This is a genomic window from Pantoea sp. LS15, from assembly GCF_012241585.1.
Taxonomy (GTDB): Bacteria; Pseudomonadota; Gammaproteobacteria; order Enterobacterales; family Enterobacteriaceae; genus Enterobacter.
Genome location: NZ_JAAVXA010000017.1, coordinates 33,679 through 59,367, shown reverse-complemented (window position 1 = coordinate 59,367; position 25,689 = coordinate 33,679). Strand labels below are relative to the sequence as shown.

25 protein-coding genes are annotated in these 25,689 nt (G+C 54.9%); 10 read left to right on the top strand and 15 right to left on the bottom strand.

Features of this window, described 5'->3' with window-relative positions:
* Positions 1-69 precede the first annotated feature (69 nt).
* Positions 70-1,023, top strand: coding sequence for an HTH-type transcriptional regulator MetR (gene metR / locus HED65_RS20010; RefSeq protein WP_114979879.1), 954 nt, complete (start codon positions 70-72; stop codon positions 1,021-1,023).
* Here the strand turns inward: metR and HED65_RS20005 are convergent.
* The 3 genes from HED65_RS20005 to pldB form a co-directional block, all read right to left on the bottom strand.
* Positions 911-1,810 carry a carboxylate/amino acid/amine transporter gene (locus HED65_RS20005; protein WP_032666884.1) on the bottom strand — a complete coding sequence of 300 codons (900 nt, stop codon included), beginning with the start codon at positions 1,808-1,810 and terminating at the stop codon, positions 911-913. The two genes, metR and HED65_RS20005, sit on opposite strands and share 113 nt — an antisense overlap.
* Positions 1,811-1,892: 82 nt before the next feature.
* Positions 1,893-2,693, bottom strand: coding sequence for a sugar/pyridoxal phosphate phosphatase YigL (yigL, locus tag HED65_RS20000; protein ID WP_114979878.1), 801 nt, complete (start codon positions 2,691-2,693; stop codon positions 1,893-1,895).
* 25 nt (positions 2,694-2,718) lie between these two features.
* Entirely contained in the window at positions 2,719-3,711 is a 993-nt protein-coding gene (pldB, locus tag HED65_RS19995; protein ID WP_114979877.1) for a lysophospholipase L2, read from the bottom strand.
* Positions 3,712-3,820: 109 nt separating this feature from the next.
* Between pldB and rhtB the strand changes: the two genes are divergently transcribed.
* Entirely contained in the window at positions 3,821-4,441 is a 621-nt protein-coding gene (gene rhtB, locus HED65_RS19990; RefSeq protein ID WP_028018181.1) for a homoserine/homoserine lactone efflux protein, read from the top strand.
* On the opposite strand, the gene rhtC is transcribed toward rhtB, so the two are convergent.
* The 3 genes from rhtC to pldA all read right to left on the bottom strand — a co-directional run bounded on the left by rhtC (position 4,438) and on the right by pldA (position 7,909).
* Complete coding sequence (rhtC, locus tag HED65_RS19985) at positions 4,438-5,058, bottom strand: threonine export protein RhtC (RefSeq protein WP_010426287.1); 621 nt, start codon at positions 5,056-5,058, stop codon at positions 4,438-4,440. The genes rhtB and rhtC overlap by 4 nt on opposite strands.
* 61 nt (positions 5,059-5,119) lie before the next feature.
* Positions 5,120-6,949 carry an ATP-dependent DNA helicase RecQ gene (gene recQ / locus HED65_RS19980; RefSeq protein ID WP_114979876.1) on the bottom strand — a complete coding sequence of 610 codons (1,830 nt, stop codon included), beginning with the start codon at positions 6,947-6,949 and terminating at the stop codon, positions 5,120-5,122.
* A 90-nt stretch (positions 6,950-7,039) separates the two neighbouring features.
* Positions 7,040-7,909, bottom strand: a complete 870-nt coding sequence (gene pldA, locus HED65_RS19975) for a phospholipase A (RefSeq protein ID WP_114979875.1) — start codon at positions 7,907-7,909, stop codon at positions 7,040-7,042.
* 162 nt (positions 7,910-8,071) lie between these two features.
* Between pldA and yigI the strand changes: the two genes are divergently transcribed.
* Together yigI and rarD are read left to right on the top strand one after the other, a co-directional pair.
* Entirely contained in the window at positions 8,072-8,539 is a 468-nt protein-coding gene (gene yigI, locus HED65_RS19970) for an acyl-CoA thioesterase YigI (protein ID WP_028018184.1), read from the top strand.
* 51 nt (positions 8,540-8,590) lie between these two features.
* Positions 8,591-9,487 carry an EamA family transporter RarD gene (gene rarD / locus HED65_RS19965; RefSeq protein ID WP_114979874.1) on the top strand — a complete coding sequence of 299 codons (897 nt, stop codon included), beginning with the start codon at positions 8,591-8,593 and terminating at the stop codon, positions 9,485-9,487.
* Between the two features lie 43 nt (positions 9,488-9,530).
* Here the strand turns inward: rarD and corA are convergent, their stop codons facing one another.
* From corA to lptM, 8 genes are all read right to left on the bottom strand, one after another.
* Positions 9,531-10,481, bottom strand: a complete 951-nt coding sequence (corA, locus tag HED65_RS19960; protein WP_008501540.1) for a magnesium/cobalt transporter CorA — start codon at positions 10,479-10,481, stop codon at positions 9,531-9,533.
* A gap of 151 nt (positions 10,482-10,632) precedes the next feature.
* Entirely contained in the window at positions 10,633-10,689 is a 57-nt protein-coding gene (ysgD, locus tag HED65_RS22800) for a YsgD/CorL family protein (protein ID WP_212743980.1), read from the bottom strand.
* Between the two features lie 149 nt (positions 10,690-10,838).
* Positions 10,839-13,001: a DNA helicase II gene (uvrD, locus tag HED65_RS19955; RefSeq protein ID WP_114979873.1), complete on the bottom strand. Its 2,163-nt coding sequence runs from the start codon at positions 12,999-13,001 to the stop codon at positions 10,839-10,841.
* Between the two features lie 79 nt (positions 13,002-13,080).
* Positions 13,081-13,797, bottom strand: coding sequence for a 5-amino-6-(5-phospho-D-ribitylamino)uracil phosphatase YigB (yigB, locus tag HED65_RS19950; RefSeq protein WP_114979872.1), 717 nt, complete (start codon positions 13,795-13,797; stop codon positions 13,081-13,083).
* Complete coding sequence (gene xerC / locus HED65_RS19945) at positions 13,797-14,699, bottom strand: tyrosine recombinase XerC (RefSeq protein ID WP_028018188.1); 903 nt, start codon at positions 14,697-14,699, stop codon at positions 13,797-13,799. Before xerC ends, yigB begins: the two co-directional genes overlap by 1 nt.
* Positions 14,696-15,403, bottom strand: coding sequence for a DUF484 domain-containing protein (locus HED65_RS19940; RefSeq protein WP_028018189.1), 708 nt, complete (start codon positions 15,401-15,403; stop codon positions 14,696-14,698). Before HED65_RS19940 ends, xerC begins: the two co-directional genes overlap by 4 nt.
* A complete protein-coding gene (gene dapF, locus HED65_RS19935) occupies positions 15,400-16,224 on the bottom strand; it encodes a diaminopimelate epimerase (protein WP_108091171.1) in 825 nt (274 codons plus the stop codon). The genes HED65_RS19940 and dapF overlap by 4 nt, the downstream gene beginning before the upstream one ends.
* Before the next feature lie 35 nt (positions 16,225-16,259).
* On the bottom strand, positions 16,260-16,463 hold the full coding sequence (lptM, locus tag HED65_RS19930; protein WP_028018191.1) for an LPS translocon maturation chaperone LptM: 204 nt from the start codon (positions 16,461-16,463) through the stop codon (positions 16,260-16,262).
* A gap of 135 nt (positions 16,464-16,598) precedes the next feature.
* On the opposite strand from lptM, the gene cyaY reads away from it, so the two are divergent.
* Positions 16,599-16,919, top strand: coding sequence for an iron donor protein CyaY (cyaY, locus tag HED65_RS19925; protein ID WP_028018192.1), 321 nt, complete (start codon positions 16,599-16,601; stop codon positions 16,917-16,919).
* A 42-nt stretch (positions 16,920-16,961) separates the two neighbouring features.
* Here the strand turns inward: cyaY and cyaA are convergent, their stop codons facing one another.
* Positions 16,962-19,505, bottom strand: a complete 2,544-nt coding sequence (cyaA, locus tag HED65_RS19920) for a class I adenylate cyclase (RefSeq protein ID WP_114979871.1) — start codon at positions 19,503-19,505, stop codon at positions 16,962-16,964.
* Between the two features lie 350 nt (positions 19,506-19,855).
* Here cyaA and hemC point away from each other — a divergent pair, with 350 nt between their 5' ends.
* The 5 genes from hemC (at position 19,856) to HED65_RS19895 (ending at position 25,330) form a co-directional block, all read left to right on the top strand.
* The gene (gene hemC, locus HED65_RS19915) at positions 19,856-20,797 is read left to right on the top strand and encodes a hydroxymethylbilane synthase (protein WP_147279812.1); all 942 of its coding nucleotides are present in this window, start codon (positions 19,856-19,858) and stop codon (positions 20,795-20,797) included.
* Complete coding sequence (gene hemD / locus HED65_RS19910) at positions 20,794-21,534, top strand: uroporphyrinogen-III synthase (RefSeq protein ID WP_114979869.1); 741 nt, start codon at positions 20,794-20,796, stop codon at positions 21,532-21,534. Before hemC ends, hemD begins: the two co-directional genes overlap by 4 nt.
* A gap of 20 nt (positions 21,535-21,554) precedes the next feature.
* Positions 21,555-22,745, top strand: a complete 1,191-nt coding sequence (hemX, locus tag HED65_RS19905) for a uroporphyrinogen-III C-methyltransferase (RefSeq protein WP_114979868.1) — start codon at positions 21,555-21,557, stop codon at positions 22,743-22,745.
* Positions 22,746-22,747: 2 nt separating this feature from the next.
* Positions 22,748-23,947, top strand: a complete 1,200-nt coding sequence (hemY, locus tag HED65_RS19900; RefSeq protein ID WP_114979867.1) for a protoheme IX biogenesis protein HemY — start codon at positions 22,748-22,750, stop codon at positions 23,945-23,947.
* A 171-nt stretch (positions 23,948-24,118) separates the two neighbouring features.
* Positions 24,119-25,330, top strand: coding sequence for an MFS transporter (locus HED65_RS19895; RefSeq protein ID WP_114979866.1), 1,212 nt, complete (start codon positions 24,119-24,121; stop codon positions 25,328-25,330).
* The last annotated feature ends 359 nt before the right edge of the window (positions 25,331-25,689 follow it).

Sequence of the window (25,689 nt, the reverse complement as noted above, 5' to 3'; positions counted from 1 at the left end):
ACATCCATAATTGGCAGTTACTGTATATTCCTCAAGCGCAAAATGTTCATGGCGAAGTGAAGGACTTTCATGATCGAGATAAAACACCTGAAAACGCTACAAGCGTTGCGGAACTGCGGTTCTCTTGCGGCGGCAGCAGCCACGCTGCACCAGACCCAGTCTGCCCTTTCTCACCAGTTCAGCGATCTGGAACAACGCCTCGGCTTTCGTCTTTTTGTGCGCAAGAGCCAGCCGCTACGCTTTACGCCGCAAGGTGAGATATTGCTGCAACTGGCAAATCAGGTGCTGCCGCAAATTGCCAGCGCCCTGCAGTCCTGTAACGAGCCGCAACAGACCAAACTGCGTATCGCCATTGAATGTCATAGCTGCATTCAGTGGCTGACCCCCGCACTTGAGAATTTCCGCCAGAAGTGGCCGCAGGTGGAGATGGACTTTACATCCGGGGTGACGTTTGACCCGCAGCCATCGCTCCATCAGGGCGAGCTGGATCTGGTCATGACCTCTGATATTCTGCCGCGCAGCGGCCTGCACTACTCCCCAATGTTTGATTATGAAGTTCGTCTGGTGCTGGCGCCGGACCACCCGCTGGCGGCCAAAACGCGCATCACACCGGAAGACCTGGCGACGGAAACGCTGCTGATTTACCCGGTTCAGCGCAGTCGTCTGGATATCTGGCGTCACTTCCTGCAACCGGTAGGCATTAGCCCGCAGTTGAAAAGCGTGGATAACACTCTGCTGTTGATTCAGATGGTAGCGGCCAGAATGGGTATCGCGGCACTGCCGCACTGGGTAGTGGAGAGTTTTGAACGCCAGGGCCTGGTGGTGACCAAAACCCTGGGTGAAGGATTGTGGAGCCGGCTGTACGCCGCCGTGCGCGATGGCGAGCAGCGCCAGCCGATTACGGAGGCATTTATTCGCTCAACGCGGAACCACGCGTGCGACCATCTTCCGTTTGTGCGGAGCGCGGAGCGACCCAGCGGCGATGGACCCACAGTGAAGCCAGGATCACCGTTCCCCCAATAAGGAAACTCGGCCAGTGGGGTTGCTGCTGCCAGATTGCAAGGTTAACCAGCAGACCCGCAGGCACATGCACGTTGTTCATGATCCCCAGCGTACCGGCGTCGACCTGGGTTGCGCCGTAGTTCCACATGAAGTATCCCAGCCCTGAGGCCACCACACCCAGCCAGACCAGAACGCTCCATTGCACTGTAGTGGTCGGCAGTTTTTGCGGGTTACCGAGCATGAACCACGCCGCTACCGCGACAATCGCGGCCCCCATATAGAACCAGGCGAACGCGTTATGCTGCGGCATCGGACGGGTTTCCATCAGACGTTTGTAGCCCACCATACCGATGGCGAAACTGATGTTGGCGAGCTGGACGAACATCAGCCCGGTCCAGAAGTGGTCGCTGACTTTGTCATAGCGAATAATCGCCGCCCCAATAACTGCCAGTGCTGCGCTCAGCAGGTATCCCCAGCGTAAACGGCGCTTGCTGAGCAGATCGTAAATCAGTGTGATGTAGAGCGGCGTGAGTACGGTAAAAAGCAGAAACTCCGAAACAGACAGGTAGACGTAGGCCCGAAAGCTGAACAGATACATGATGCCGAGCTGCATCGCCCCCACCAGCATATACAGCACAATAGTTTTCAGCGATTGCCCGCGCGTACGCAGAAACGGCAGGAACACCAGCGCCGCCAACCCAACACGCATCAGCACCGAGAAATAACTGTCGACCGAACCAGCAAGATATTCGCCAATCAGGCTAAAGGAGAAGGCCCACAGGATAGTGGTGATAATGAGTAGCGCCACAATGCTTGTCTCTCTGAAAGAAGGACAGGCATTGTAGCGAACTCTTCAGTTGACAACTGAGCAATAATTGCCCGCTTGAAGATTATTCAAGGAACAGCTTGCGCAGATATTTTGGTACCGCGTTGTCGCCGTTGGTGCCGATGACTTCCAGCTCCGGGTGCAAATCTTTCAGACGCTGGTGCGCGTTCTCCATAATGCAGCCCTTGCCCGCCATAGAGAGCATTTCGGCGTCATTCATGCCATCACCAAAGGCGATACAGTCTTTCAGTTCAAAGCCCAGCCGTTTCGCAACAGCTTCCAGCGCATGACCTTTCGACACGCCGCCCGCCATTACTTCCAGACAGGTCAGGGTCGAGAAACTCACGTTAACACGGTCGCCCCAACGAGCGTTGATCGCCTGCTCCAGCGGCAGCAATTCTTCGTGGCTTTCGCAGGTGAAGAACACCTTGCTGATACCTTCAGGTTCAAGCAGGGCTGGCTCGTACAGGGTGTAGTTGAATACCGCTTCCTTGAAGAAACGCATTTCGTCAGGGCGGTGGCGGTTCATAAACCACTCATCATCGCGATAGACATTAGTCACGATATCCGGGTTGTTGTGCACCACACCGAACAGATCGGCGGCGATATCGCGATCCAGATTGTGGGTAAAGATCAGGTTTCCATCGGTATCATGTACGCGCGCACCATTGGAGGTGATCATGTACGATTTGATTTCCAGATTATCGCGGATCTGCCCCACGTCTACGTGGTGGCGGCCAGTGGCAAACACAAAGTTCACGCCACGGGCAGTCAGAAGCTTTAGGGTCTCTTTCGCGTAAGGCGACAGGGTGTGGTCGGGGGAAAGCAGCGTGCCATCTAAATCAGATGCAACAACCTGGTACATAGGGAAATTTAACCTCAATAAAAAATCAGTTATACCTGTTGAAAAATTCAACAATGGCGTTGAGCGCGACTGAGCGCATAGCGTCCTTTTCAAAAAGGATCTCATGGTACGCGCCGTTGATGACCAGCGGTTTTCCCCCTTCACAGGGATGACCGGCGGCAGCGCGGAGTTCACAAAAACGATCGTGCATGCGGTTATCCACCACACGCTCTTCTTCAGCCTGAATCAGAAGTGTTGGCGTGTCATCATCACCCGCACCAGCAAGCACCTGTTCCCCGGCAAGAATACCTTCCCGGACCCAGTGATAGGTCGGGCCGCCAACGCGCAGGCGTGGTTCATCGGCATAAAAACGCAGGTTACGACGATAACGCTGTCGGCTGTGGGTTAACACGTTCATCGCAAACGGCAATGCACGCCAGCGCCCCGTCCCGATGGCATAGCCTTCACGAATGCGCTGATGGCCCTCAGCCCAGTCGAGAATATGGCGCACCATCCAGTCAGGAAAACGCATGACGATGCCATACATTGGCGCGGTGAGCGCAATGGCATCGCACTGGTGCTTATAGCGCTGTAAAAATAGCGTAGAGATTGCCCCACCCATAGAGTGCGCCAGAATATAGCGCTTACGCCATGGACCAGGTTCAACTTCCTGCTGCCAGAACGCGGCAAGATCGTCGACATAATCGCTGAAGTTATCCACATGACCGCGGTGCGTGTCCGATAACAGACGACCAGAAAGCCCCTGCCCGCGATGGTCGATAATCAACACATCAAAGCCAAGATGGACAAGATCATAAGCCAGCTCGGCGTATTTGATGTAGCTCTCGATGCGCCCAGGGCAGACGACGATCACCCGATCGTTTTTCACATTGCGGAAACGCACGAAGCGTACCGGAATATCACCGACGCCCGTAAACTCATCTTCCTCACGCTGCCGCCAGAAATCGGTCAGCGGCCCCATAGAGAAAGCAGCAAATGCGTTTTCTCGTGTTTCCCAGTCCTTTTTCTGCTGAAACATCGGGTTTCCACTCACGTAAGCCAAGGAATATCGTTTTTTCGTAGCAGGTCACAAAATGACTCAACAATAGCGTATTGTGGCATAAAAATAGACGGTTCGGGAGCTTCAAATGACCTTCGAGTGGTGGTTCGCCTACCTGCTGACATCCATTATCCTCAGCCTTTCACCGGGCTCAGGTGCTATTAACACAATGACTACCTCCATCAACCACGGTTATCGCGGTGCGGCGGCGTCGATCGCCGGTTTGCAGACCGGGCTGGGCATTCATATTGTGCTGGTCGGGATTGGTCTGGGGACGCTGTTCTCCCGCTCTGTGCTGGCGTTCGAAGTACTGAAATGGGCCGGTGCAGCGTACCTGATTTGGCTGGGTATTCAGCAGTGGCGGGCGGCAGGTTCGATTAATCTCAACACGCTTGCCCAGTCGCAAACCCGTGGTCGTCTGTTCAAACGCGCGGTGTTCGTAAACCTGACCAACCCGAAAAGCATTGTTTTCCTGGCTGCCCTGTTCCCGCAGTTTATCGCTCCACATCAACCACAGGTGATGCAGTATGTGGTGCTGGGCGCGACCACCATTATCGTCGATATCATCGTGATGATTGGTTATGCGACGCTGGCACAGCGAATTGCGGCGTGGATTAAAGGGCCTAAACAGATGAAGGCCCTGAATAAAGTGTTTGGTTCGCTGTTTATGCTGGTGGGCGCGCTGCTTGCATCAGCGCGTCACGCTTAGCGAGAAATGATGAGATGAATACCAAAGCCGGCGAACAGCGCGCCGGCAAAGCCGTCGATCCACTTCGCGATGCGCTGATAGCCACGGCGCATCGCCGGTAAGGCAAACAGGCTTGCAACGATGGTGAACCACGCAAACGTCTCAACGACGATCAGCAGGAAAATCCCCCAACGCGCACCCGCGCCGACACTATCTCCCACGAACAAAGAGAACACGGAGCCGAAATAGATAATCGCTTTTGGGTTTGCCAGATTGGTCAGCAACCCTTTGACAAAGCTGCGGCCGCCCGTTGCCAGCTCCACCTTTGGCTCTTCCGGTTTTTTCTCTTCTTTCTTCAGCGCCCCGCGCAGCATCTGGTAGCCCATCCAGCACAGATACAAGCCACCGCCGACCATAATGATGTTATGCAGCCACGCCATCTTCGCCAGGATCAGGTTCAGACCAAGCAGTGCAACCGCCGCCCAGACCATCACGCCCATGGTGATACCCAGTACACCCATCATCGCCTCTTTGCGGGAGCGGCTGACGGCCGTTTGTGATACGAAGAAAAAGTCAGGACCCGGGCTCATCAGCGCAACGATGTGCACTAACGCCACGGTGAGAAATAGCATTAACATAATTCGCTCGCGGGGAAATAATTCAGTGAGTCATCATCCTGGCACTTTTTCGCCCTGCTGACTACTCCTCATCATCACCATCGGCGTGTGAGCGGATGAGCGCCATAAACTCTTTGCCAAAGCGTTCGAGCTTACGCGTGCCGACACCGTTGACGCTGAGCATTTCGCTGGCGCTCAGCGGCATCTGTTCGGCCATCTCAATTAGCGTCGCGTCGTTGAAGACGACATAAGGCGGGATATTCTCTTCATCGGCAATGGCTTTTCGCAGCTTGCGCAGTTTGGCAAACAGCTTACGGTCGTAATTACCGCCGTAGGATTTCTGCATCACGCGCGGCTTGAGGGCGATGACGCGCGGTACCGCAAGCTTAAGTTCGACATCACCGCGCAGCACCGGACGCGCGGCTTCGGTAAGCTGAAGCGCAGAGTGCTGGGCGATATTCTGTGTGGCAAAGCCAAGGTGAATTAGCTGACGAATAATACTGACCCAGTGCTCGTGACTCTGGTCCTTGCCAATACCGTAGACAGGCAACTTGTCGTGGCCCATATCGCGGATACGCTGGTTGTTGGCACCGCGCAGTACTTCCACCACGTAGCCCATCCCGAAGCGTTGATTGACACGGTAAATGGTCGAGAGCGCCTTACGCGCATCCATCAGACCATCGTATTGTTTAGGGGGATCAAGACAGATATCGCAGTTACCGCACGACTCCTGACGCCCTTCGCCAAAATAGTTGAGCAGCACCAGACGACGACAGGTTTGCGCTTCGGCAAAGGCCCCCATCGCATTGAGCTTGTGGCGCTCAATATCCTGCAACTGCCCCTGCGGTTTCTCTTCCAGACAGCGGCGCAGCCATGCCATGTCGGCTGGGTCGTAAAACAGCATCGCTTCCGCAGGCAGGCCATCACGCCCGGCGCGGCCGGTTTCCTGGTAGTAAGATTCGATATTGCGCGGGATATCGAAGTGCACCACAAAGCGCACGTTGGGTTTATTAATCCCCATCCCGAACGCCACCGTCGCGACCACAATTTGCAGGTCATCACGCTGGAATTTCTCCTGCACGTCGGCGCGGATGTGGTTTTCTAACCCGGCATGATAAGCCGCAGCGCTAAAGCCGCGGTTTTGCAGACGCGCGGCGGTGTCTTCCACTTTTGCGCGGCTGTTGCAGTAAATAATGCCAGACTTTCCGCGCTGTTCCTGCACATAGCGCAAGAGCTGATCCAGCGGTTTGAATTTTTCCATCAGCATATAGCGGATGTTCGGGCGATCGAAACTGCTGACCTGAATCAACGGGTCGTTCAGCCCCAGCAGACGGACAATATCCAGCCGGGTGGTGTCATCCGCCGTGGCGGTAAGCGCCATAAACGGCAGTTCGGGGAAGCGCTGACGGAGCTGGCCGAGGGCCGCGTATTCCGGACGGAAATCGTGTCCCCACTGGGAGATACAGTGCGCTTCATCTACCGCCAGCAGGACCGGATTCCAGTGCGCGAGATGGTCAAGGAAGTTATCCAGCATCAGGCGTTCCGGCGCGATATACAGCAGGCGGATCTGCCCGGTGCGGCAACCTGCCATCACCTCTTGCTGCTGCTCGCGGGTCTGTGTGGAGTTAAGACAGGCCGCCGCCACGCCGTTGGCAAGCAGTTGGTCAACCTGATCTTTCATCAGAGAAATAAGAGGCGATACCACAACCGTCAGGCCATTGAGCACCAGCGCAGGTACCTGATAACAGAGTGATTTACCGCCACCTGTCGGCATCACCACCAGGCAATCACGACCTTCCAGCACGGTTTCAATGATGGTTTCCTGGCCGGGGCGGAACTGCTGGTAGCCAAAGGTTTCATGCAAAACCTGTTTAGCCAGCGACTCCTGATTCAATACTTCCGCCTGCGCCACATTAACCCCATATGCCAGAAATGAAACAGGCGCTATTTTCAGCGCCTGAGAGAGAAACTTCAACGTTTAACGCAAAAACATTCGAGCAGTCTAGAAAATATCGTTCAGCATCACGCCCACACCCACGCGGGTCTGGTTGAAGTTATAATCGATGAGCGACTCGCCGTAACCGCTGTAGACCTGGGTATAAATACGCACATGTTTGGTCATCGGGTAGCTTAAGCCCAATTCTGCACCACCGTAGCCGGTATTCCAGTTGTACTGGCCTTTGGCGCTCAGCACCGCATCACCCAGTTGATAACCAATCTTGAGCTGATAGTAGCCCATATATTTGGTGATATCCGGGTTGTCATCGGTGCTACCCACCACATACCACGGCTTCACTTCCACCATCAAATTGCCATTCTGCGCCATCAGGCGTGTATAGGCGCGGTTCCAGCTACGTGACGTTGGATCGGAACGACCGTTTGAATCGTGGTTGAAACCTACCTCGACGTCACGCAACGTCCAGCCGGCGAACTCGTAATCCGTTGCAAAACCGAGGAACAGTTGCGGCTCATAGTTGGTTTCACGGAACGGCGATGACTCCCCGCTATTAGATAACTGCCACCAGGATTTCTGCGTATAAGACGCACCGAATACCGAGTTTGGCCCCAGAATGCCGCGCCAGAACGGGAATGCCAGGCTAAGTTGATACTTCACCTCGTCTTTACGCGCATTCTCAGCCCAGTCATAGGAACGAATCGCCTCTTTGTTGAGATCGCTGGTCCAGGTATAGAGCACATAGTTGGTGTCGTAAGGGTAGAGCGTAAACGGATTATCATGCTCCTGCAGGAGGTTAGCGATAATGCTACCGCGAACAGCTGGTGTATCGTGCACCTCTTTGACTGTCGCTTCCTGCGCATATGCTGTGAAGGGCAGCGCAACCGCTGCCAGTAACCAGACCAGATACGTCCGCATCGGTGGTGATCTCCTGCAAAGTATTAAATGATTTAAATTGTTATATGGCGCACATTCTACAGACTTCTGCCGCAACTTCTGCATCATCGTTTCTGAAAGTGGAATTCTTGCTTGCTCAGGCATAAAATCAACATTTCATTAACAATAAGGATGTGATGCCTCATGTCAGCCATGCTTACCGCCGAAGAAGTATTAAAACTCGTGGGCGAGATTTTTGTTTACCATATGCCGTTCAACCGTGCGCTGGGGCTGGAGCTGGAGCGTTACGAGAAAGATTTTGCCCAACTGAGTTTCAACAACCAGCCGATGATGGTGGGCAACTGGGCGCAAAGTATTTTGCATGGTGGGGTGATTGCCTCCGCGCTGGACGTGGCGGCAGGTTTGGTCTGCGTGGGCAGTACACTGACGCGTCATGACACCATCAATGAAGATGAACTTCGTCAGCGCCTGTCGCGCATGGGCACCATTGATTTACGTGTCGACTATCTTCGTCCCGGACGCGGAAATCGCTTTACCTGCACCAGCAGCCTGTTGCGTGCGGGGAATAAAGTGGCTGTTGCGCGTGTTGAATTACACAACGAAGAACAGGTTTATATCGCCAGCGCAACAGCCACTTATATGGTGGGTTGAGGCGACAAAATCGGGTAAAATTACTTCACTTTTTTGTAACGGATTTTCCCGATGGATGCTAAACAGACGCGGCAGGGCGTTTTACTCGCCCTTGCCGCTTATTTTATTTGGGGTATCGCACCCGCCTACTTTAAGTTTATCGCTTACGTACCGGCCGATGAGATCCTCACTCACCGCGTCATCTGGTCGTTCTTCTTTATGATCGCGCTGATGAGCCTCAGCCGTCAGTGGTCGGGCGTCAAAACGCTGCTGCAAACCCCGAAGAAAATTTTCCTGCTGGCGCTCTCTGCGGTGCTGATTGGCGGTAACTGGCTGCTGTTTATCTGGGCTGTGAATAACCACCATATGCTTGAAGCGAGCCTCGGTTACTTTATTAACCCATTGGTGAACATTGTACTGGGGATGATTTTCCTCGGTGAACGCTTCCGACGTATGCAGTGGCTGGCGGTGATCCTGGCATTCTGCGGCGTACTGGTGCAGCTGTGGACCTTCGGTTCACTACCGATCATCGCGCTGGGGCTGGCGTTCAGCTTTGCGTTCTACGGCCTGGTGCGTAAGAAGATTGCGGTGGAAGCACAAACCGGGATGCTGTTTGAAACACTGTGGCTACTGCCGGTCGCGGCAATTTACCTGTTTGGTATCGCCGACAGCGCCACCAGCCACATGGGCAGCAACCCATGGTCGTTGAACCTGATGCTGATGGCAGCAGGTGTGGTGACCACCATTCCATTGCTGTGCTTTACCGGAGCGGCAACGCGCCTGCGTCTCTCCACGTTGGGCTTCTTCCAGTACATTGGCCCGACGCTGATGTTCCTGCTGGCAGTGGTGTTTTACGGCGAAGTGCCGGGTGCGGATAAGATGGTGACGTTCGCCTTTATCTGGGTGGCACTGGCGATCTTTGTTGCGGATGCGATTTACACCCAGCGCCGGATCCGCAGAGGAATGTAGGCATTGTGTAGGGCGGGTAAGCGCAGCGCCACCCGCCAGATTTTTACAGCCAGTTCCGGCGTTTGAAATAGAGATACGGTGCCAGCCCGGCCAGGATCATAAAGATAATCGCCCCTGGGTAGCCAAAGCTCCACTTCAGCTCCGGCATAAACTCAAAATTCATCCCGTAGCTGGAAGCCACCAGCGTCGGTGGCAGGAATACCACGGATACCACCGAGAAGATCTTGATGATACGGTTCTGCTCGATGTTGATAAAGCCCATCGCCGCCTGCATCAGGAAGTTGACCTTCTGGAACAGGGATTCGTTGTGCGGCAGCAGGGATTCGATATCTCGTAAAATCTCACGAGCCTGCTCCAGCTGACCACCCGGCAGACGCGCTTTACGCACCAGGAAGTTCAGCGCACGTTGGGTATCCATCAGACACAAACGTACCTTCCAGCCGATATCTTCCAGCTCCGCCAGCGTGGAGAGTGCTTCGTCGTATTCATCGCCCTGATGGCCTTCCATGATGACGCGGCTCAGCTTTTCCAGATCGCTGTAGATGTTTTCAATCTCATCCGCCAGCTGTTCAATTTTGGTTTCGAACAGGTCAAGCAGCAGCTCATAGGCGTTGCCGTCCACCATCGCCTGGCTACGGGCGCGCATGCGATAGAGGCGAAATGCAGGCAGTTCGCGTTCACGCAGCGTAAACAAGCGACCATCGCGGATGGTAAATGCCACGGTGGAGTTACCCGCGTGGTCTTCGGCGTCTTCAAAGAAGAAGAAGGAGTGGATGTGCAGACCGTCTTCATCTTCAAAAAAACGCGCAGATGCTTCGATGTCTTCCAGTTCCGGGCGAGTCGCCAGGCTTTGTCCCAGCTCAGATTGTACGCGAAGGCGTTCATCGTCGTCCGGCTCGACCAGATCCACCCATACGGCATCAATGAGGGGCTGTGACTCTTCGGCTTCAAGCCGAGTCAGTCGGTTATTTTCGAGTTGAAATGCGCTCAACATGACCGGGACTCCCAATGCAAAAAATATCGGACAGTTCGGTGGGCACACAGAAACAAATTGGGTTTCAGACCATTAAACAGCCTGACTCAGCGCGACGGGAATAATGCAAGTCGCTGACAACCACTAAGGCCATCAGCAAGAGGAGATAGCCTTAGGAGTTGTTCCTGGATGACAGGGAATTGAGCCAGTATCTACTGGGTGTGTCCAAGGCGAATGTCCTCTTAGCGTAATCGTGCGCGCATGTTACGCCAGCAATAACTGTGGCGTCAACACGCAACGGGACGCTGAAGGGCATTAATTGACCTTCAATGTATAAGGCTAGCAGATTATTACAAAAAAATTATATTTTTCTGAATGTTAGACTGTTTCCAGCTTCGCATAGGCCGCCACCAGCCATTTGATCCCCTGCCCCTGGAACGCCACCTGCAGGCGGCTATGCTCGCCGCTGCCTTCCAGATTCACAATGGTGCCTTCACCAAACTTCGAATGGCGTACGCGCTGGCCCAGCTTGTAACCGGTGTCGGTTTCCGCAATCGGCGAGCCCATACGCTGATGGCTGACCGGACGGCTGATGCTTGCACGCAGACGCACCTCTTCCACACACTCTTCCGGCAACTCGCCGATGAAGCGCGATGGACGGTGATACACCTCTTTACCGTACAGACGTCGGGTTTCGGCGTAAGTCAGCGTCAGCTTTTGCATCGCACGGGTCACGCCCACATAGGCCAGACGACGTTCCTCTTCCAGACGGCCGCCTTCATCCAGCGACATCTGGCTCGGGAACATCCCCTCTTCCATACCGACGATAAACACCTGCGGGAACTCCAGACCTTTGGCGGAGTGCAGGGTCATCAGTTGAACGGCATCCTGCCAGGTATCCGCCTGCCCTTCCCCCGCCTCCAGTGCGGCGTGGGAGAGGAATGCCTGTAGTGGCATCAGGTCTTCGTCTTCTTCGTTGTAGCTGAACTGGCGCGTTGCCGTGACCAGTTCCTCTAAGTTCTCAATACGGGTCTGGCCCTTCTCGCCTTTTTCTTGCTCATACATGGTTCTCAGGCCGGAGTCTTTAATCACCCGGTCGGTCTGCACGTGCAGCGGCATGTCGGCGGTTTCTTGCGCCAGAGCATCAATCAGTTCGAGGAAACGCTGCAGCGCGCTGGCAGCACGTCCGGCGAGCGCTTTTTCCTGCAGCAGCTCGCGGCACGCCTGCCACAGCGTTAGCTGGCGGTCGCGCGATGCCTGACGTACGACGTCCAGCGTACGGTCACCGATACCACGGGTTGGTGTATTCACCACACGCTCAAAAGCCGCGTCGTCGTTACGGTTAGCGATCAGGCGCAGATACGAGAGTGCATCTTTGATTTCCTGGCGTTCGAAGAAACGCATACCGCCGTAAATACGGTACGGCATGCCCACCTGTAGCAGCGCCTCTTCCAGCACGCGTGACTGGGCGTTGCTGCGGTAGAGAATGGCGCACTGTTCCAGCGCGCCGCCGTTGTCCTGCCAGGTTTTGATGCGATTCACCACGAAGCGAGCTTCGTCGAGTTCATTGAATGCGCAGTAAATTGAAATCGGTTCGCCGTCGACACCATCGGTCCACAACTTTTTACCCAGACGCCCGTTGTTATTTTCAATCAGGGCGTTGGCCGCGCTCAGGATGTTGCTGGTTGAGCGGTAGTTCTGTTCCAGACGGATGGTCTGTGCACCGGGGAAATCGTTGAGGAAACGCTGGATGTTCTCCACTTGCGCCCCACGCCAGCCATAGATGGACTGGTCGTCATCGCCCACGATCATCACCTTACCGGTATCACCCGCCAGCAGACGGATCCACGCATACTGGATGTTGTTGGTATCCTGGAATTCGTCCACCAGGATATTGGTAAAGCGTTCGCGGTAGTGCTGCAGGATGTGCGGTTTGTTAAGCCATAGTTCGTGAGCGCGCAGCAGCAGCTCGGCGAAGTCCACCAGACCGGCGCGATCGCACGCTTCCTGATAAGCCTTGTAGACGTTCTGCCAGGTCTGCTCAACCGGGTTGCCGAAGCTCTGAATATGGTGCGGGCGCAAACCTTCGTCTTTCTGACCGTTGATGTACCACATCGCCTGACGCGGTGGCCACTGCTTCTCGTCGAGGTTCATCGCCTTGATCAGGCGCTTCAGCAAACGGAGCTGATCTTCGCTGTCGAGGATCTGGAAATCCTGCGGCAGGTTGGCGTCCATATGGTGCGCGCGCAGCAGGCGGTGCGCCAGGCCATGGAAGGTGCCGACCCACATGCCACCCTGGCTGGTGCCCATCAGCTGCGCGATACGGTGGCGCATCTCCGCCGCCGCCTTGTTGGTAAACGTGACCGCCATGATGGAGTATGGCGAACAGTTCTCCACGCTCTGTAACCAGGCGATACGGTGAACCAGCACGCGCGTCTTACCACTGCCCGCCCCAGCCAGCACCAGCAGGTTAGTACGCGAGGCCGCTACGGCTTCACGCTGTTTGTCATTAAGGCTGTCGAGCAGGTAAGAAACGTCCATTGGCACCGTCACGTCATGTCGGGCAGGCGAATATTTCTACTCGCCAAAACCCTGTTAATTTATACAGAACAATTGATGATTATATCAGCGTCATGAGGGATGCCAACCGCGAAATTTCCACGTGCGGCAGAAGACGGCTATCAGAGGCGATCATCAGGTCAGCGTTTTCCGGCTTGATCCAGCAGGCCTGCATGCCGCAGCGGATTGCACCGGCCACATCAGTGGTCAGGTCGTCACCTACGTGCAGAATTTCACCCAGCGACAGATTCAGTTTTTCTGCCGCCAGATGATACATATCGCTGAATGGTTTGGAGCGCCCGTGTGGGCCTGCACGCAGCACAAATTTGAAGTAATCACCAAGGCCAAACAGCTCAGGCTGGGCATTACCATTGGTGATCGCCACCAGCGGCCATTTTTCGGCGAGTGCAGTCAGCGTGTCATGGGTTTCCTGTGGCACGTCGATACGGCTACGCCATTTGGCAAAGTTTTCCATCGACGCTTCAGCGCCAATGGCGGCATCACGCGCACTCATGCCGACGTTTAGCATGGCTTGCTCCACCGCACGGCGACGCCATTCGGTCACGTCGTGGTAAATGTCGGGTTCGGTCTCCCGCAGGGATTGACGCAGCTTCTGGAAATCCTTGTTCTGCATCGCCTTCAACGCCGGATGGTAGTTCTGCACAAACGCCAGCGACTCCTGCTCAGTACGCAGAATTACCTCGCGGTTGTCATAAAGGGTGTCATCAAGGTCAAAGGTCAGAGCTGAGATCTGCCCGAGTGGGCGGTAAAAACGCATTATTTCCCCCGTTTGGCGCGTGGATGCGCCGCGTCATACACCGAGGCAAGGTGTTGGAAGTCTAAGTGGGTATAGATCTGAGTGGTCGACAGATTCGCGTGGCCGAGCAATTCCTGCACGCCCCGCAGATCACCGCTCGATTCAAGCATATGTGTCGCGAATGAATGGCGCAGCTTGTGCGGATGAACGTGGCTGTTTAGCCCCTGCTTGATGCCCCACTCCGCAAAGCGCTTCTGCACGTTACGCGCTGAGATCCGCTTACCGAGTTTCGACAGGAACAGCGCATCTTCTTCCGCGCCAAACAGCCCGCGCAGATCCAGCCAGTGCTCAATCCAGGAGACCGCATTGCGGCCAATCGGCAGACGGCGCTCTTTGCTGCCCTTACCCATCACCCACACTTCGCCGGTGTCCAGGTCGAGATGTTTTAAATCAAGATTAACCAGCTCAGATAGACGCAGACCGGCACCGTACATCACCTCCAGCATTGCGCGGTCTCGCACGGCCAGCGGATCGTTAAGATCGATATCCAGCAGGCGATTCACATCGTCAACGTCGATATTTTTAGGTAAATGGCGCGGCGCTTTTGGTGTGGCAATTCCTTTTGCCGGGTTGGCTTTTAACCCACCCTGGCTGACCAGCCAGTCGAAGAAACTGCGTAATGCAGAGAGCCTGAGTGCCAGACTCGCCGGGCCGAGTCCCTTGCGGCGACTACGCACTACAAAGGCTCGCACAGTTGCAGCGTCACATTGTTGCCAGCTTTTCAGGCCGATCTCTTCGGCAATCTGCATGATGGCATCAAGCTGACGCTGATAGTTCAGCAGCGTAATCGGGCTAAGCTGACGCTCCACGCCCAGATAACGCAGAAAGCGCGTGACGTCAGTGGTGAGCAGTCCGTCCGTCATACGCGCTCAATCCAGCGCTCCAGCAGCTCAGGCAGCATCAGAGCGATCTCTTGTAACAGGTGCGTAGCTTGCCCCTGCTCATAATGATGCGCATCGCGGCTGGTAAATAACATCACGCCCAAATCGCCATCGCGTCCCATCAGCGACATCGCCACCGAGCCAATCGCTTTGGCTTCCGGTAATACCACCAGCAACTCAGGTCCGTTTAGCGGCCCCAGGTAGTGATGTTCGTGGCCCAGGCGCTGAATACGCAGCGGCTCGAACGCCTGACGGCTGAGAGCCAGATGAGTAAAACCGGACGGCGCGCCAATGCGCCAGCGGTCAGGGAAAAGACGAATCGTTGCGCCAGCCAGCCCAAGCTCGCGCGCCCAGCGGTGGAAGCGACTCAGGAACTCTTCAAGGCTGTGCGCCGATGCCAGACGCGCCTGCAGATGCAGCAGACGATAGAACAGACTTTCGTTGGTGCTGGCCTGTTCCATCAGCAGCGTCATGTTCTCTTCAAGCTGATTGATGTGGTTGCGCGAGCGTGCCATGTGCCATTCGACCAACGACACAGTCTCACGAACCGGATGCGGCACGCGCATCTGTTCGACGACGCGTGCATTGCGAATAAAAAACTCAGGATTGCGCAGCAGATAATCAACAACAGCTCTGTCGTCCAGTTCCGTCGCTGTTTCCTGCAGTTCTTCCCCTGGTTGTTTCATAGATGGATAAACCCGTCATAGACATGTGCCGCCGGGCCAGTCATATACAGTGGATGACCCGGTCCTTTCCAGGCGATATCAAGCCGACCACCTGGTAACTCCACGCGAACTTCTTCTGCCAGTAACCCTTGCGAGATGCCAACGGCCACAGCAGCACAGGCACCGCTTCCGCAGGCCTGAGTTTCGCCCGCGCCGCGCTCGTAAACCCGCAGACGGATGTGCTCACGCTTCACCACCTGCATAAAACCGATGTTCGCGCGCTCCGGAAAACGTTCGTGGCTTTCCAGCACCGGGCCGAGCGTTTCGACGGCGGCGGTTTCCACATCATCAACCTGAATCACGCAGTGCGGGTTACCCATCGAGACGACGCCGCACAATACTGTCTGCTCGGCCGCACGCATAATATAGGTCTTTTCCGCTTTGTTTGCGCGGAACGGTACTGCCGAAGGCTCGAAGTTAGGTTCACCCATGTTAACGCGAACCAGTTCGTCATCAGTCACGCTGAGCACCATGCGACCATTGGCGGTGCTAACGCGAATATCACGCTTGTTGGTTAGCCCTTTCAGGCGAACAAAGCGGGCAAAACAGCGCGCGCCATTGCCGCACTGGTTAACCTCGCTGCCGTCCGCGTTAAAAATACGGTAGTGAAAATCGAGGTCGGGATCGTACGGCGGCTCAACAACCAGCAGTTGATCGAACCCCACGCCCAGATGCCGATCCGCCAGGCGACGGATCAGTTCCGGGGAGAAAAATACATTCTGCGTTACCGCGTCGACGACCATAAAATCGTTGCCAAGGCCATGCATTTTAGAGAACTGCATCATTTGCTCCATTGCGCGGGTACAGAACGTTGTCGTCAGAGATTAACCTGAGTCGGGCCACCGTTGTCGCCACGATCGTTAGTATCTGGCGTAGAAGACTCAATGCCACTTTGCACAGGTTTCGTCGGCGGCGGTGCGGTTTTATCCGCTGGCGGGAAATACAGTGGTCCTTTCAGTCCACAGCCAGTCAGGCTAAACAGCGTGATGAGAACGGCAAGCGTTCGAAAAGCGTTTTTCATTATAAAATTGCCCGTAAGTTCAAATCTGGTTCTATCATCGCAGGAGAAGACACAAAAGCAAGAGTTTGCCGCTTTCCTGCAACGGGAATTATTTAGCGTTATACTGCCGCCATCACGAAAAACAGGAACAAAACTATGAACGACAGTGAATTCCATCGCCTTGCCGACAACCTGTGGATGACCATCGAAGAACGTCTCGACGACTGGGACGGCGACAGCGATATCGATTGTGAAATCAACGGCGGTATCCTGACCCTGAGCTTCGAAAACGGCAGCAAAATTATTATTAACCGTCAGGAGCCGCTTCACCAGGTATGGCTGGCTGCCAAACAGGGTGGCTACCATTTCGACCTGAAAGACGGTGAATGGGTTTGCGACCGTAGCGGCGTTACGTTCTGGGATCTGCTGGAGCAGGCGGCGACCGCGCAGGCGGGTGAGGTCGTGAGTTTCAGGTAGTTTTGTTGCCCGGTGGCGCCTACGCTTACCGGGCGAAAAGACTCAGGAGAAATATTGCTGCAACAGCGGCGTAGTGTCCTGATTTGCAGGCACGGCAGGCGTGACGGCCTGGGTCCGGAACGGGATCACCTGCACGCGGCCATCGACGTTCACAATCTGGTAGAACTGCGGCAGGTTGAAGTTGATAAAGCTTGAGCCATAGGTGAAGCGGTCGTGTGAAGAGGAATAGAAGCGGCTGACGTCGCGCACCAGCTCCTCTTTACTGCCTTCACAATGGTGGTAGACCTCAGCACGGTTGGTCTCATCCAGAATGTAGATGTTGAAACCAGCATCATCGCCCGACTCTTCAAAGAAGAACTGAATAATCCCTTCGCTGGCAAAACCATCCACCACCTGCGGCAGTTTGACGTGGTTGGTTTCCACCTGCACGGACAGGCCATGCAGCTTGTTGTGCGAAATTGCGCCATAAAATTCGATGGCGTTTTCCAGTTTCTGTACCGACACGTTCAGACGTTCAAAGAACAAGCCCCAGGTCTGACCGGAGACGCGCAGCGCTTTAAAGCGCCCGGTTTCCTGACGGGTACTGGAGAGACGCAGTTCAATACATTCAGAGACCAGTTGCTGCACACGTGTACGAATCAACCCGCGCAGATGCTGGCTGTAGCAGAACACTTCTACACTGTCCGGCGGCGCGGCATCCTGGTGCATCTTACCGAGAATGGTTTTCAGCGCTTCGATCATCGCCTGCTCGCCGTTGAAATGCAGGGTACGCACTTCGTTCCACGAGTTGCGGTACAGCAGGTCAACGCTGCCCACCAGGCAATTTTGCTGCTCGCCAAAGCTAAAGACGTCCAGCTTGCGGAAATCAAAATGGACCACCTGATTGCGGAAAGCCGCCGTCGGGTCGTATTCCAGGTTGACGATAATCGCCAGATGGCGGATTTCACACGGGCTGTAGAGCGCTTTTGGCGTTGGCGCAGGCAGGCGCAGCGGGAAGTGATGGGACACATCCGCTACCATCTCCTGCAGTTTGGCTAAGTCGACGACCTCGTTACCCTTGATGAACAAACGGGTACGTGAAGTCAGCAGGCCATTAAACCAGGCCCAGGCCACCAGCTTGTTCAGGTAGCGGTTATACTCCAGCGGCTGATGGCTGATGATCGAATCCATGCTTGGCGCACGGTTGTACAGATACCACCCGGTGCGGTTCGCGCGTCCCGGCGGCACATAGATAAACGTCAGATTCGGTTCAGACAGGTCAGGCGAAATCTGCGGGTTAACCAGCGTGACTTTACCTGGCAGCGCTTCAAACGCAGCGTACAGTTTACGGGTCAACACCCCGATATCCTGCGGGCTGGCGGAGACGCTGAGATTATTGCGGCGCGCAAAGCGGATCAGGTTACGGTAGCTTTGCATCATCGCATCAAGCAATTCGTTGTGCGCTTCACGCACCTGGTCGATTTTCCAGTTGGCGCGGTTGTCGAGCATGGACAGACGTTCTTCGTCCCATCCCCACTCTTTGACTAACTGACTGACCACTTCACGACGCCAGCCAACGCAGGCGCGTTCGCGGCTCAATTTTTCACAGACTTTGAGATAGAAACATCGACGCACCAGGTCAAGACGCGTGGTGTCCTCAATGGCTTTCAGGTATTCGGTGACGCGTTCGAGCATCATGCAGTAGGCATCAAGCCCGAAGGAGACAATCTCACCATCGTGCAGACGCTGTTTGATGTCTTTCGCCAGCAGGCGCGGCGTAGGGTATTCCCAGGAGTAGGCTTCGAGCAGCAGCGTTTTCAGCACCGCTTTATACGGGGAGTCAATGCTCTTATAGAGCTGCCAGAGGCTCGCGCCAAAGTACTCTTCGGCCGACAGGGAACTCAGGCCGCCCAGATCCAGCCATTCGTTTGGCGTCAGCACGCCCTGCGCATACAGCGACATAACGTAATCGTCGTAATGCTCTTCTTCTTCGCACGGCACCATATTCCAAAGAATACGCTTACCGGCCAGACGAACGGCAGTACGGTAAAATTCATCCAGCAACAAAATGTGCTGGGTCGAGCCGCAGTCCTCACCACCCAGACTGCCGCTTTCGTTATGACGGAAACGGTTTTCATCAATCAGGAAGAAACTCACTTCCACGCCGAGCGACGCAGCCCAGCTCTCCAGCAGGCTGCATTTGCGCTGCAACAGCTGACGCTCTTCGTTATCGAGCCAGGATTGATGGCAGACCCAGATGTCCAGGTCAGAAGAACAGCTTTGCCCTACCGATGAGGTACTTCCCATAGAGTAAACGCCAGTAATCGGCAGTTCACCTTTCGGGGACTCCTGTGGCGGCATGCCACGGTAGAGTTCCAGCTCGTTCAGATAATGCTGTTGGGTTTCATCAGGCGTGAAAAGGCAGATGCCCTGGGGAACGTTACCGTCGAGGTAACCCGGCATCAGAGGATGGTGATAGTGCAATAATGTCGGCAGCAGACTGTATACCTGCTGGAAAGCAGGGCCCATAGCAGCAAGCGCGCGATCCACACGCAGTTGATTTATGGCATCCAGTCTCTGTTTCAGAGTCTCAATATAGAGGTACAAGACGTATCGCCTGATGTTTCCGGGTGTCGCAAACTATTCAAAACACGAATAACAGCGGACCCGCAGTATTTCAAAAAGATAACCGTTACCCTTTTTCGCCCTTATCATTTTTGGTGGTACCGACGAAAAAATGGTCTAAAACGTGATCAATTTAACACCTTGCCGATTGACCGTAAAGAAAGATGCGCTACATACAAGTGTAGCACCGTTCTGTACGTGTAAATTCCTGAATACGGCTATGGCTGACGAATACGCCGCCTTGTCCCTCTCACTCTTCATCAACCGTAAAACTGCCATCCCAGAGTCAACAATGTTAGGATGGTTAGCGATTGATAATGACGGTAACAAGCATGTTAGACAATGTTTTGAGAATTGCCACACGCCAAAGCCCTCTTGCGCTCTGGCAGGCACATTATGTGAAGCAGCGCCTTGAAGCCTGCCACACTGGATTGCGCGTCGAGCTAGTGCCGATGGTCACGCGTGGTGATGTGATCCTTGATACCCCGCTGGCGAAAGTGGGCGGCAAAGGCCTGTTTGTCAAAGAACTGGAACTGGCATTGCTTGAGAACCGCGCTGATATTGCCGTACATTCGATGAAAGACGTACCCGTCGAGTTTCCGGAAGGACTGGGGCTGGTGACGATCTGCGAGCGCGAAGACCCGCGTGACGCGTTTGTCTCTAACCACTATGACTCGCTTGATGCGCTGCCTGAGGGCAGTGTGGTTGGCACGTCCAGTTTACGCCGTCAGTGTCAGTTGGCAGAGCGTCGTCCGGACCTGATCATTCGCTCGCTGCGCGGTAACGTCGGCACGCGTCTGAGCAAACTGGATAACGGCGATTACGATGCCATTATTCTTGCGGTGGCGGGTCTGAAGCGTCTGGGCCTGGAGTCGCGCATTCGTGTGGCATTGCCACCGGAGCTGTCGCTGCCAGCCGTGGGCCAGGGTGCGGTCGGCATTGAGTGCCGTCTGGACGATGCGCGAACCCGCGCACTCCTTGCCCCTCTGAACCATGACGAGACCGCTATTCGCGTAAACGCCGAACGTGCGATGAATACCCGCCTCGAAGGAGGGTGCCAGGTGCCGATTGGCAGCTATGCTGAATTAATTAACGGCGAGCTGTGGTTGCGTGCACTGGTTGGCGCACCGGACGGTTCGCAGATGGTACGCGGTGAACGTCGCGGCAAAGCACAGGATGCCGAGCAGCTTGGCGTGTCCCTGGCAGAAGAGTTACTGGATAACGGCGCCCGCGAGATTCTGGCTGACGTTTATAATGGAGAACCCCCTGCATGAGTATTCTTGTCACCCGCCCTTCTCCCGCAGGAGAGCAATTAGTGAGCCGTCTGCGCGCACTGGGGCAGGTGGCCTGGAGTTTTCCGCTTATTGAGTTCTCCCCGGGTCGGGAGCTGTCTGTGCTCGACGACCAGATGAATACCCTTCAGGAAGGTGATCTGCTGTTCGCGCTGTCGCAACATGCCGTGGAATTTGCCCACGCACAGCTGCAACAGCAAGGTCTGACCTGGCCAACCGCCCCCCGCTATTTCGCGATTGGCCGCTCGACGGCGCTGGCTTTGCATACCGTCAGCGGTGCGGATGTGCGTTACCCGTTAGATCGGGAAATCAGCGAAGTCTTGCTACAATTACCTGAATTACAAACTATTGCCGGAAAACGTGCACTGATTTTACGCGGTAACGGCGGACGTGAACTGTTGGGTGAAACGCTGCTGGAGCGTGGAGCTGATGTCACGTTCGTTGAGTGTTATCAGCGCTGTGCAAAACACTACGATGGTGTGGAAGAGGCGATGCGCTGGTACGCGCGCGACATTAATACGCTGGTGGTGACCAGCGGTGAAATGTTACAACAGCTTTGGACACTGATACCGCTTTGGTATCGCGAAAACTGGTTACTCCGCTGTCGACTTCTGGTCGTCAGTGAGCGTCTGGCGAACAAGGCCCGGGAACTGGGCTGGCAGGATATTCGGATCGCTGATAACGCCGACAACGATGCGCTGCTGCGCGCATTACAATAACTCTCAAATGGGAAGCCATAATGACGGAACACGATAAATCCTCCGCCGTGGTTGAAGAGACCAGGGAGACTGTGGACGCGACGCCACAGCCAGAGACGAAAGAGAACATCGCTGAGAAGAAAAACGGCAGCAACAAAAAAAGCCTCGCGCTGAGCGCGATTGCCATCGCTATTGCGCTGGCGGCCGGCGTTGGCCTGTACGGTTTGGTGAAACAACAGAGTGCTAACCAGACGGCCACCAGCGACGCACTGGTGAATCAGCTTACGGCTCTGCAAAAAGCGCAAGAGACACAGAAAACCGAACTGGAAGCGGTGATTAAACAGCAGGCAACCGCACTCGCCGATGCGAACAGTAAACAAGAAGAGTTGACCAAACAGCTGGGCGATGTGCAGCAGAAAGTGGCGACGATCTCCGGCACCGATGCTAAAACCTGGCTGCTCTCCCAGGCTGACTTCCTGGTGAAGCTCGCCGGGCGTAAGCTCTGGAGCGATCAGGATGTCACCACTGCCGCTGCACTGCTGAAAAGTGCCGATGCGAGCCTGGCGGACATGAACGATCCAAGCCTCATCACCGCACGTCGCGCGATCACCGAAGACATCGCCAGCCTCTCCGCCGTCTCACAGGTGGATTACGATGGCATTATCCTCAAAGTGAATCAGCTATCGAATCAGATTGATAACCTGCAGCTGGCAGATAACAACGACGACGACTCCCCGATGGATTCCGACGGCACCGAGCTTTCCAGCTCCCTGAGTGAATGGCGTGTGAACCTGCAAAAAAGCTGGCAGAACTTTATGGACAGCTTTATCACTATCCGCCGTCGCGACGAAACCGCCGTTCCGCTGTTAGCACCGAATCAGGATGTTTATCTGCGCGAAAACATTCGTTCCCGCCTGCTGGTTGCCGCCCAGGCCGTGCCACGTCATCAGGAAGAGACGTACAAACAAGCACTGGATAACGTCTCTACGTGGGTACGCGCTTACTACAATACCGATGATGCGACCACCACCGCCTTCCTCGAAGACATTGATAAACTGAGCCAACAGAACATCACCATGAACGTGCCAGATAAGCTGGAAAGCCAGCCGATTCTGGAGAAGCTGATGCAGACGCGAGTGCGTAATTTGCTGGCACAACCAGGTGTACCGGCTGAGCAAACTGGCGGAGCCGCTCCTGCACCCGCGCCTGAAAGCGCACCGCAAGGAGAGTAATGATGCTAAAAGTCCTCTTACTCTTCATCCTGCTGATCGCCGGGATCGTGCTGGGTCCGATGCTTGCCGGTCATCAGGGTTACGTCCTGATCCAGACCGATAACTACAACATCGAAACCAGCGTAACGGGTCTGGTGATCATTCTGATCCTCGGTGTGGTAGTGCTGTTTGCTGTCGAGTGGATCCTGCGCCGTATTTTCCGCACCGGCGCGCATACGCGTGGCTGGTTCGTAGGTCGTAAGCGCCGCCGCGCCCGTAAGCAAACCGAACAGGCACTGCTGAAACTTGCGGAAGGTGACTATCAGCAGGTTGAAAAGCTGATGTCAAAAAACGCCGATCATGCCGAACAGCCAGTTGTGAACTATTTGCTGGCTGCGGAAGCCGCGCAACAGCGGGGTGACGAAGTCCGCGCTAATCAACATCTGGAACGTGCGTCTGAACTGGCGTCTAACGACCCGATTCCGGTGGAAATTACGCGTGTTCGTCTGCAACTGGCACGCAATGAAAATCACGCTGCACGCCACGGTATCGACCGTCTGCTGGAAATTGCGCCACGTCACCCGGAAGTTCTGCGTCTTGCTGAGCAGGCGTATATTCGGACCGGTGCATGGGGTTCACTGCTGGATATCATTCCATCAATGGCGAAGGCCGAAGTGGGTGATGATGAACATCGTGATGAACTTCAGCGCCTGGCATGGATTGGCCTGATGGATCAGGCACGCGCCGATTTGGGCAGCGACGGTCTGAAAACCTGGTGGAAGAATCAGAGCCGGAAAACGCGTCAACAGATCCCACTGCAGGTGGCAATGGCAGAACATCTTATTGAATGTGACGATCATGACACCGCGCAGGAGATCCTTCTCGACGGTCTCAAACGCCAGTATGACGATCGACTGGTGATGGTGATCCCGCGTCTGAAAACCAATAATCCTGAGCAGATTGAAAAAGTGTTACGTCAGCAGATCAAAACTGTCGGTGACCGTCCGCTGCTGTGGAGCACGCTGGGTCAGTCGCTGATGAAGCATGGGGAATGGCAGGAAGCGAGCCTCGCCTTCCGCGCAGCACTGAAACAGCGTCCGGATGCGTTTGACTACGCATGGCTTGCCGATACGCTGGACAAGCAGCATAAGCCCGAAGAGGCAGCCGCCATGCGGCGTGACGGGCTGTTGTTGACCCTGCAAAACAACGGTACCCAGCAGTAAATAAACAGGAGGCCAAATGGCCTCCTTTTTTTATCGCCCTTCACCTGCTACATTCTTTGTACCCACATCTGCAAGCGAACCCGCCAATGTAACGATGTCTTTTCATTAACCTTTTTCACACACGCGCACATTCTGCAGCGTGGACTAAATCGTTTTTGAAAGGAAATCTTAATGAACTCGCTTTTGTATGCGCTTATTGAAGCGCTGTGCGGCCACCGCTGGCTGCGCCTGCTTGCCTGTGCTTTTATCTTTACTTCGCTGGGAAATGGTTTAACCCAGGTTGTGGTCTTCGGTTTGCTGTTATCGTGGTCAGCCCCGCCAGCACTGCTAACCCTCGCTTTTCTTTTCGCTACGGTACCAGGATTTGTCGGTAGCCTGATCGGTGAAAAGCTGTGCTCGCGCTATTCTCCAATATCTCTGCTGATACTGACTGAAGGACTAGGCTTGCTCGCCCTGCTCTTTCCCTTGTTTGGCGTGAGTTATCACAGCATTGCCGCGTTACTCGCCGTGCAATCCACTGAAGCGCTGCTCAGCGGGATGAGTTGGCCGGCGCTGACATTGCTCTTTAAGCGCGGCCTCAGTGAAGCGGAGCTACCTGCGGCAACCAGTCTGGAAACTGTGATTTTTGCTTCTCAGGTGTTGTTAGGTACCGGACTGGGCGTAGTGCTGTTCCAGAAGACATCCGTGTTTACACTGCTGGCTATTGATGCCGTCAGCTTTCTCGGGTCACTGTTAATGCTGTGGCTGACTGAGCGCCAGTTTTCAGCACCATCACTCCCGTCCCCTGATGAAGAGACAGCGCCTGCGGCGCTACGCTGGCTAACGTTGACCCGTCGGCAAAAACGCAGCCTGCTCATCCTCCCGGCGCTGGCAGCCGTCGGTTCACCGGCGATGGCGCTCCTTCCGGCACTCGTGCAACAGATCCATCCTCAGAATGCGGCGGGTCTTGCTCTGCCCCTGCTTTTCGCGAGGAGTATGGGACAACTTTGCGGCCCCATGCTGCTAAAAAGAGACAGCCTGGCGCGCTTTGCTGCCCACACACCGCGAATCATCGTTTGTCTCGGCATCTTTCTGGCCGCTTATGGCATGCTTCCGTTTTTGTCCGGATGGGTGGCCTGTGCGCTGGGGATGATCTTTATCGCACATCTGGCTTCGAATGTTCTCTTTGCGGCTGGCACGTTTGCTGTTCTTAGTAGCTTTGATGCCACGCAAACCGCTTCAGCCAGCGGTAAAGCCTGGCGCTGGCAAACGCTCAGCGCCTCTCTTTTCACTGGCACCGCAGCGATGGTGGCAACCGGGTTTGGCTCAGTACAGGCACTCTATACCGTCTCGTCAGTGGCTCTGCTGACCGTTGCTCTGATCATGTGCTTTTATCGGGAGTAAGACATAAAAAAACGCCTGCTATAAAAGCAGGCGTTAAAACAGGTCTGTAAGACAACATATTTGGTGCTTCACTCAACGTTGTGTCCATGGTGTTTGATGAGGCCGAAGCGACATCTGTCAGTGGACGATAAGCACCGTAAATGGCTCTGCGTCATTCCTGAGTTTATGAGGCACTAAGGCGAACATAAGAGATGGAATGAGCATCTACACGCATATTATTGCACGTAACGTGCCAACATAACACTCCGAACTTTTACACCGCGCAACATTTTAAGATAAAAGGAAATTATGCTGTTAAGCCCCGTCTTAAGCTCTACAACGTATCGGGAAAAGGCGGGTATATGTCGCCTGGAGGAGAC

Coding starts and splice junctions, on each gene's coding strand:
- metR (WP_114979879.1), top strand. CDS start 70: ATGATCGAGATAAAACACCTGAAAACGCTACAAGCGTTGCGGAACTGC.
- yigL (WP_114979878.1), bottom strand. CDS start 2,693: ATGTACCAGGTTGTTGCATCTGATTTAGATGGCACGCTGCTTTCCCCC.
- pldB (WP_114979877.1), bottom strand. CDS start 3,711: ATGTTTCAGCAGAAAAAGGACTGGGAAACACGAGAAAACGCATTTGCT.
- rhtB (WP_028018181.1), top strand. CDS start 3,821: ATGACCTTCGAGTGGTGGTTCGCCTACCTGCTGACATCCATTATCCTC.
- rhtC (WP_010426287.1), bottom strand. CDS start 5,058: ATGTTAATGCTATTTCTCACCGTGGCGTTAGTGCACATCGTTGCGCTG.
- pldA (WP_114979875.1), bottom strand. CDS start 7,909: ATGCGGACGTATCTGGTCTGGTTACTGGCAGCGGTTGCGCTGCCCTTC.
- yigI (WP_028018184.1), top strand. CDS start 8,072: ATGTCAGCCATGCTTACCGCCGAAGAAGTATTAAAACTCGTGGGCGAG.
- rarD (WP_114979874.1), top strand. CDS start 8,591: ATGGATGCTAAACAGACGCGGCAGGGCGTTTTACTCGCCCTTGCCGCT.
- corA (WP_008501540.1), bottom strand. CDS start 10,481: ATGTTGAGCGCATTTCAACTCGAAAATAACCGACTGACTCGGCTTGAA.
- uvrD (WP_114979873.1), bottom strand. CDS start 13,001: ATGGACGTTTCTTACCTGCTCGACAGCCTTAATGACAAACAGCGTGAA.
- yigB (WP_114979872.1), bottom strand. CDS start 13,797: ATGCGTTTTTACCGCCCACTCGGGCAGATCTCAGCTCTGACCTTTGAC.
- xerC (WP_028018188.1), bottom strand. CDS start 14,699: ATGACGGACGGACTGCTCACCACTGACGTCACGCGCTTTCTGCGTTAT.
- HED65_RS19940 (WP_028018189.1), bottom strand. CDS start 15,403: ATGAAACAACCAGGGGAAGAACTGCAGGAAACAGCGACGGAACTGGAC.
- dapF (WP_108091171.1), bottom strand. CDS start 16,224: ATGCAGTTCTCTAAAATGCATGGCCTTGGCAACGATTTTATGGTCGTC.
- lptM (WP_028018191.1), bottom strand. CDS start 16,463: ATGAAAAACGCTTTTCGAACGCTTGCCGTTCTCATCACGCTGTTTAGC.
- cyaY (WP_028018192.1), top strand. CDS start 16,599: ATGAACGACAGTGAATTCCATCGCCTTGCCGACAACCTGTGGATGACC.
- hemC (WP_147279812.1), top strand. CDS start 19,856: ATGTTAGACAATGTTTTGAGAATTGCCACACGCCAAAGCCCTCTTGCG.
- hemD (WP_114979869.1), top strand. CDS start 20,794: ATGAGTATTCTTGTCACCCGCCCTTCTCCCGCAGGAGAGCAATTAGTG.
- hemX (WP_114979868.1), top strand. CDS start 21,555: ATGACGGAACACGATAAATCCTCCGCCGTGGTTGAAGAGACCAGGGAG.
- hemY (WP_114979867.1), top strand. CDS start 22,748: ATGCTAAAAGTCCTCTTACTCTTCATCCTGCTGATCGCCGGGATCGTG.
- HED65_RS19895 (WP_114979866.1), top strand. CDS start 24,119: ATGAACTCGCTTTTGTATGCGCTTATTGAAGCGCTGTGCGGCCACCGC.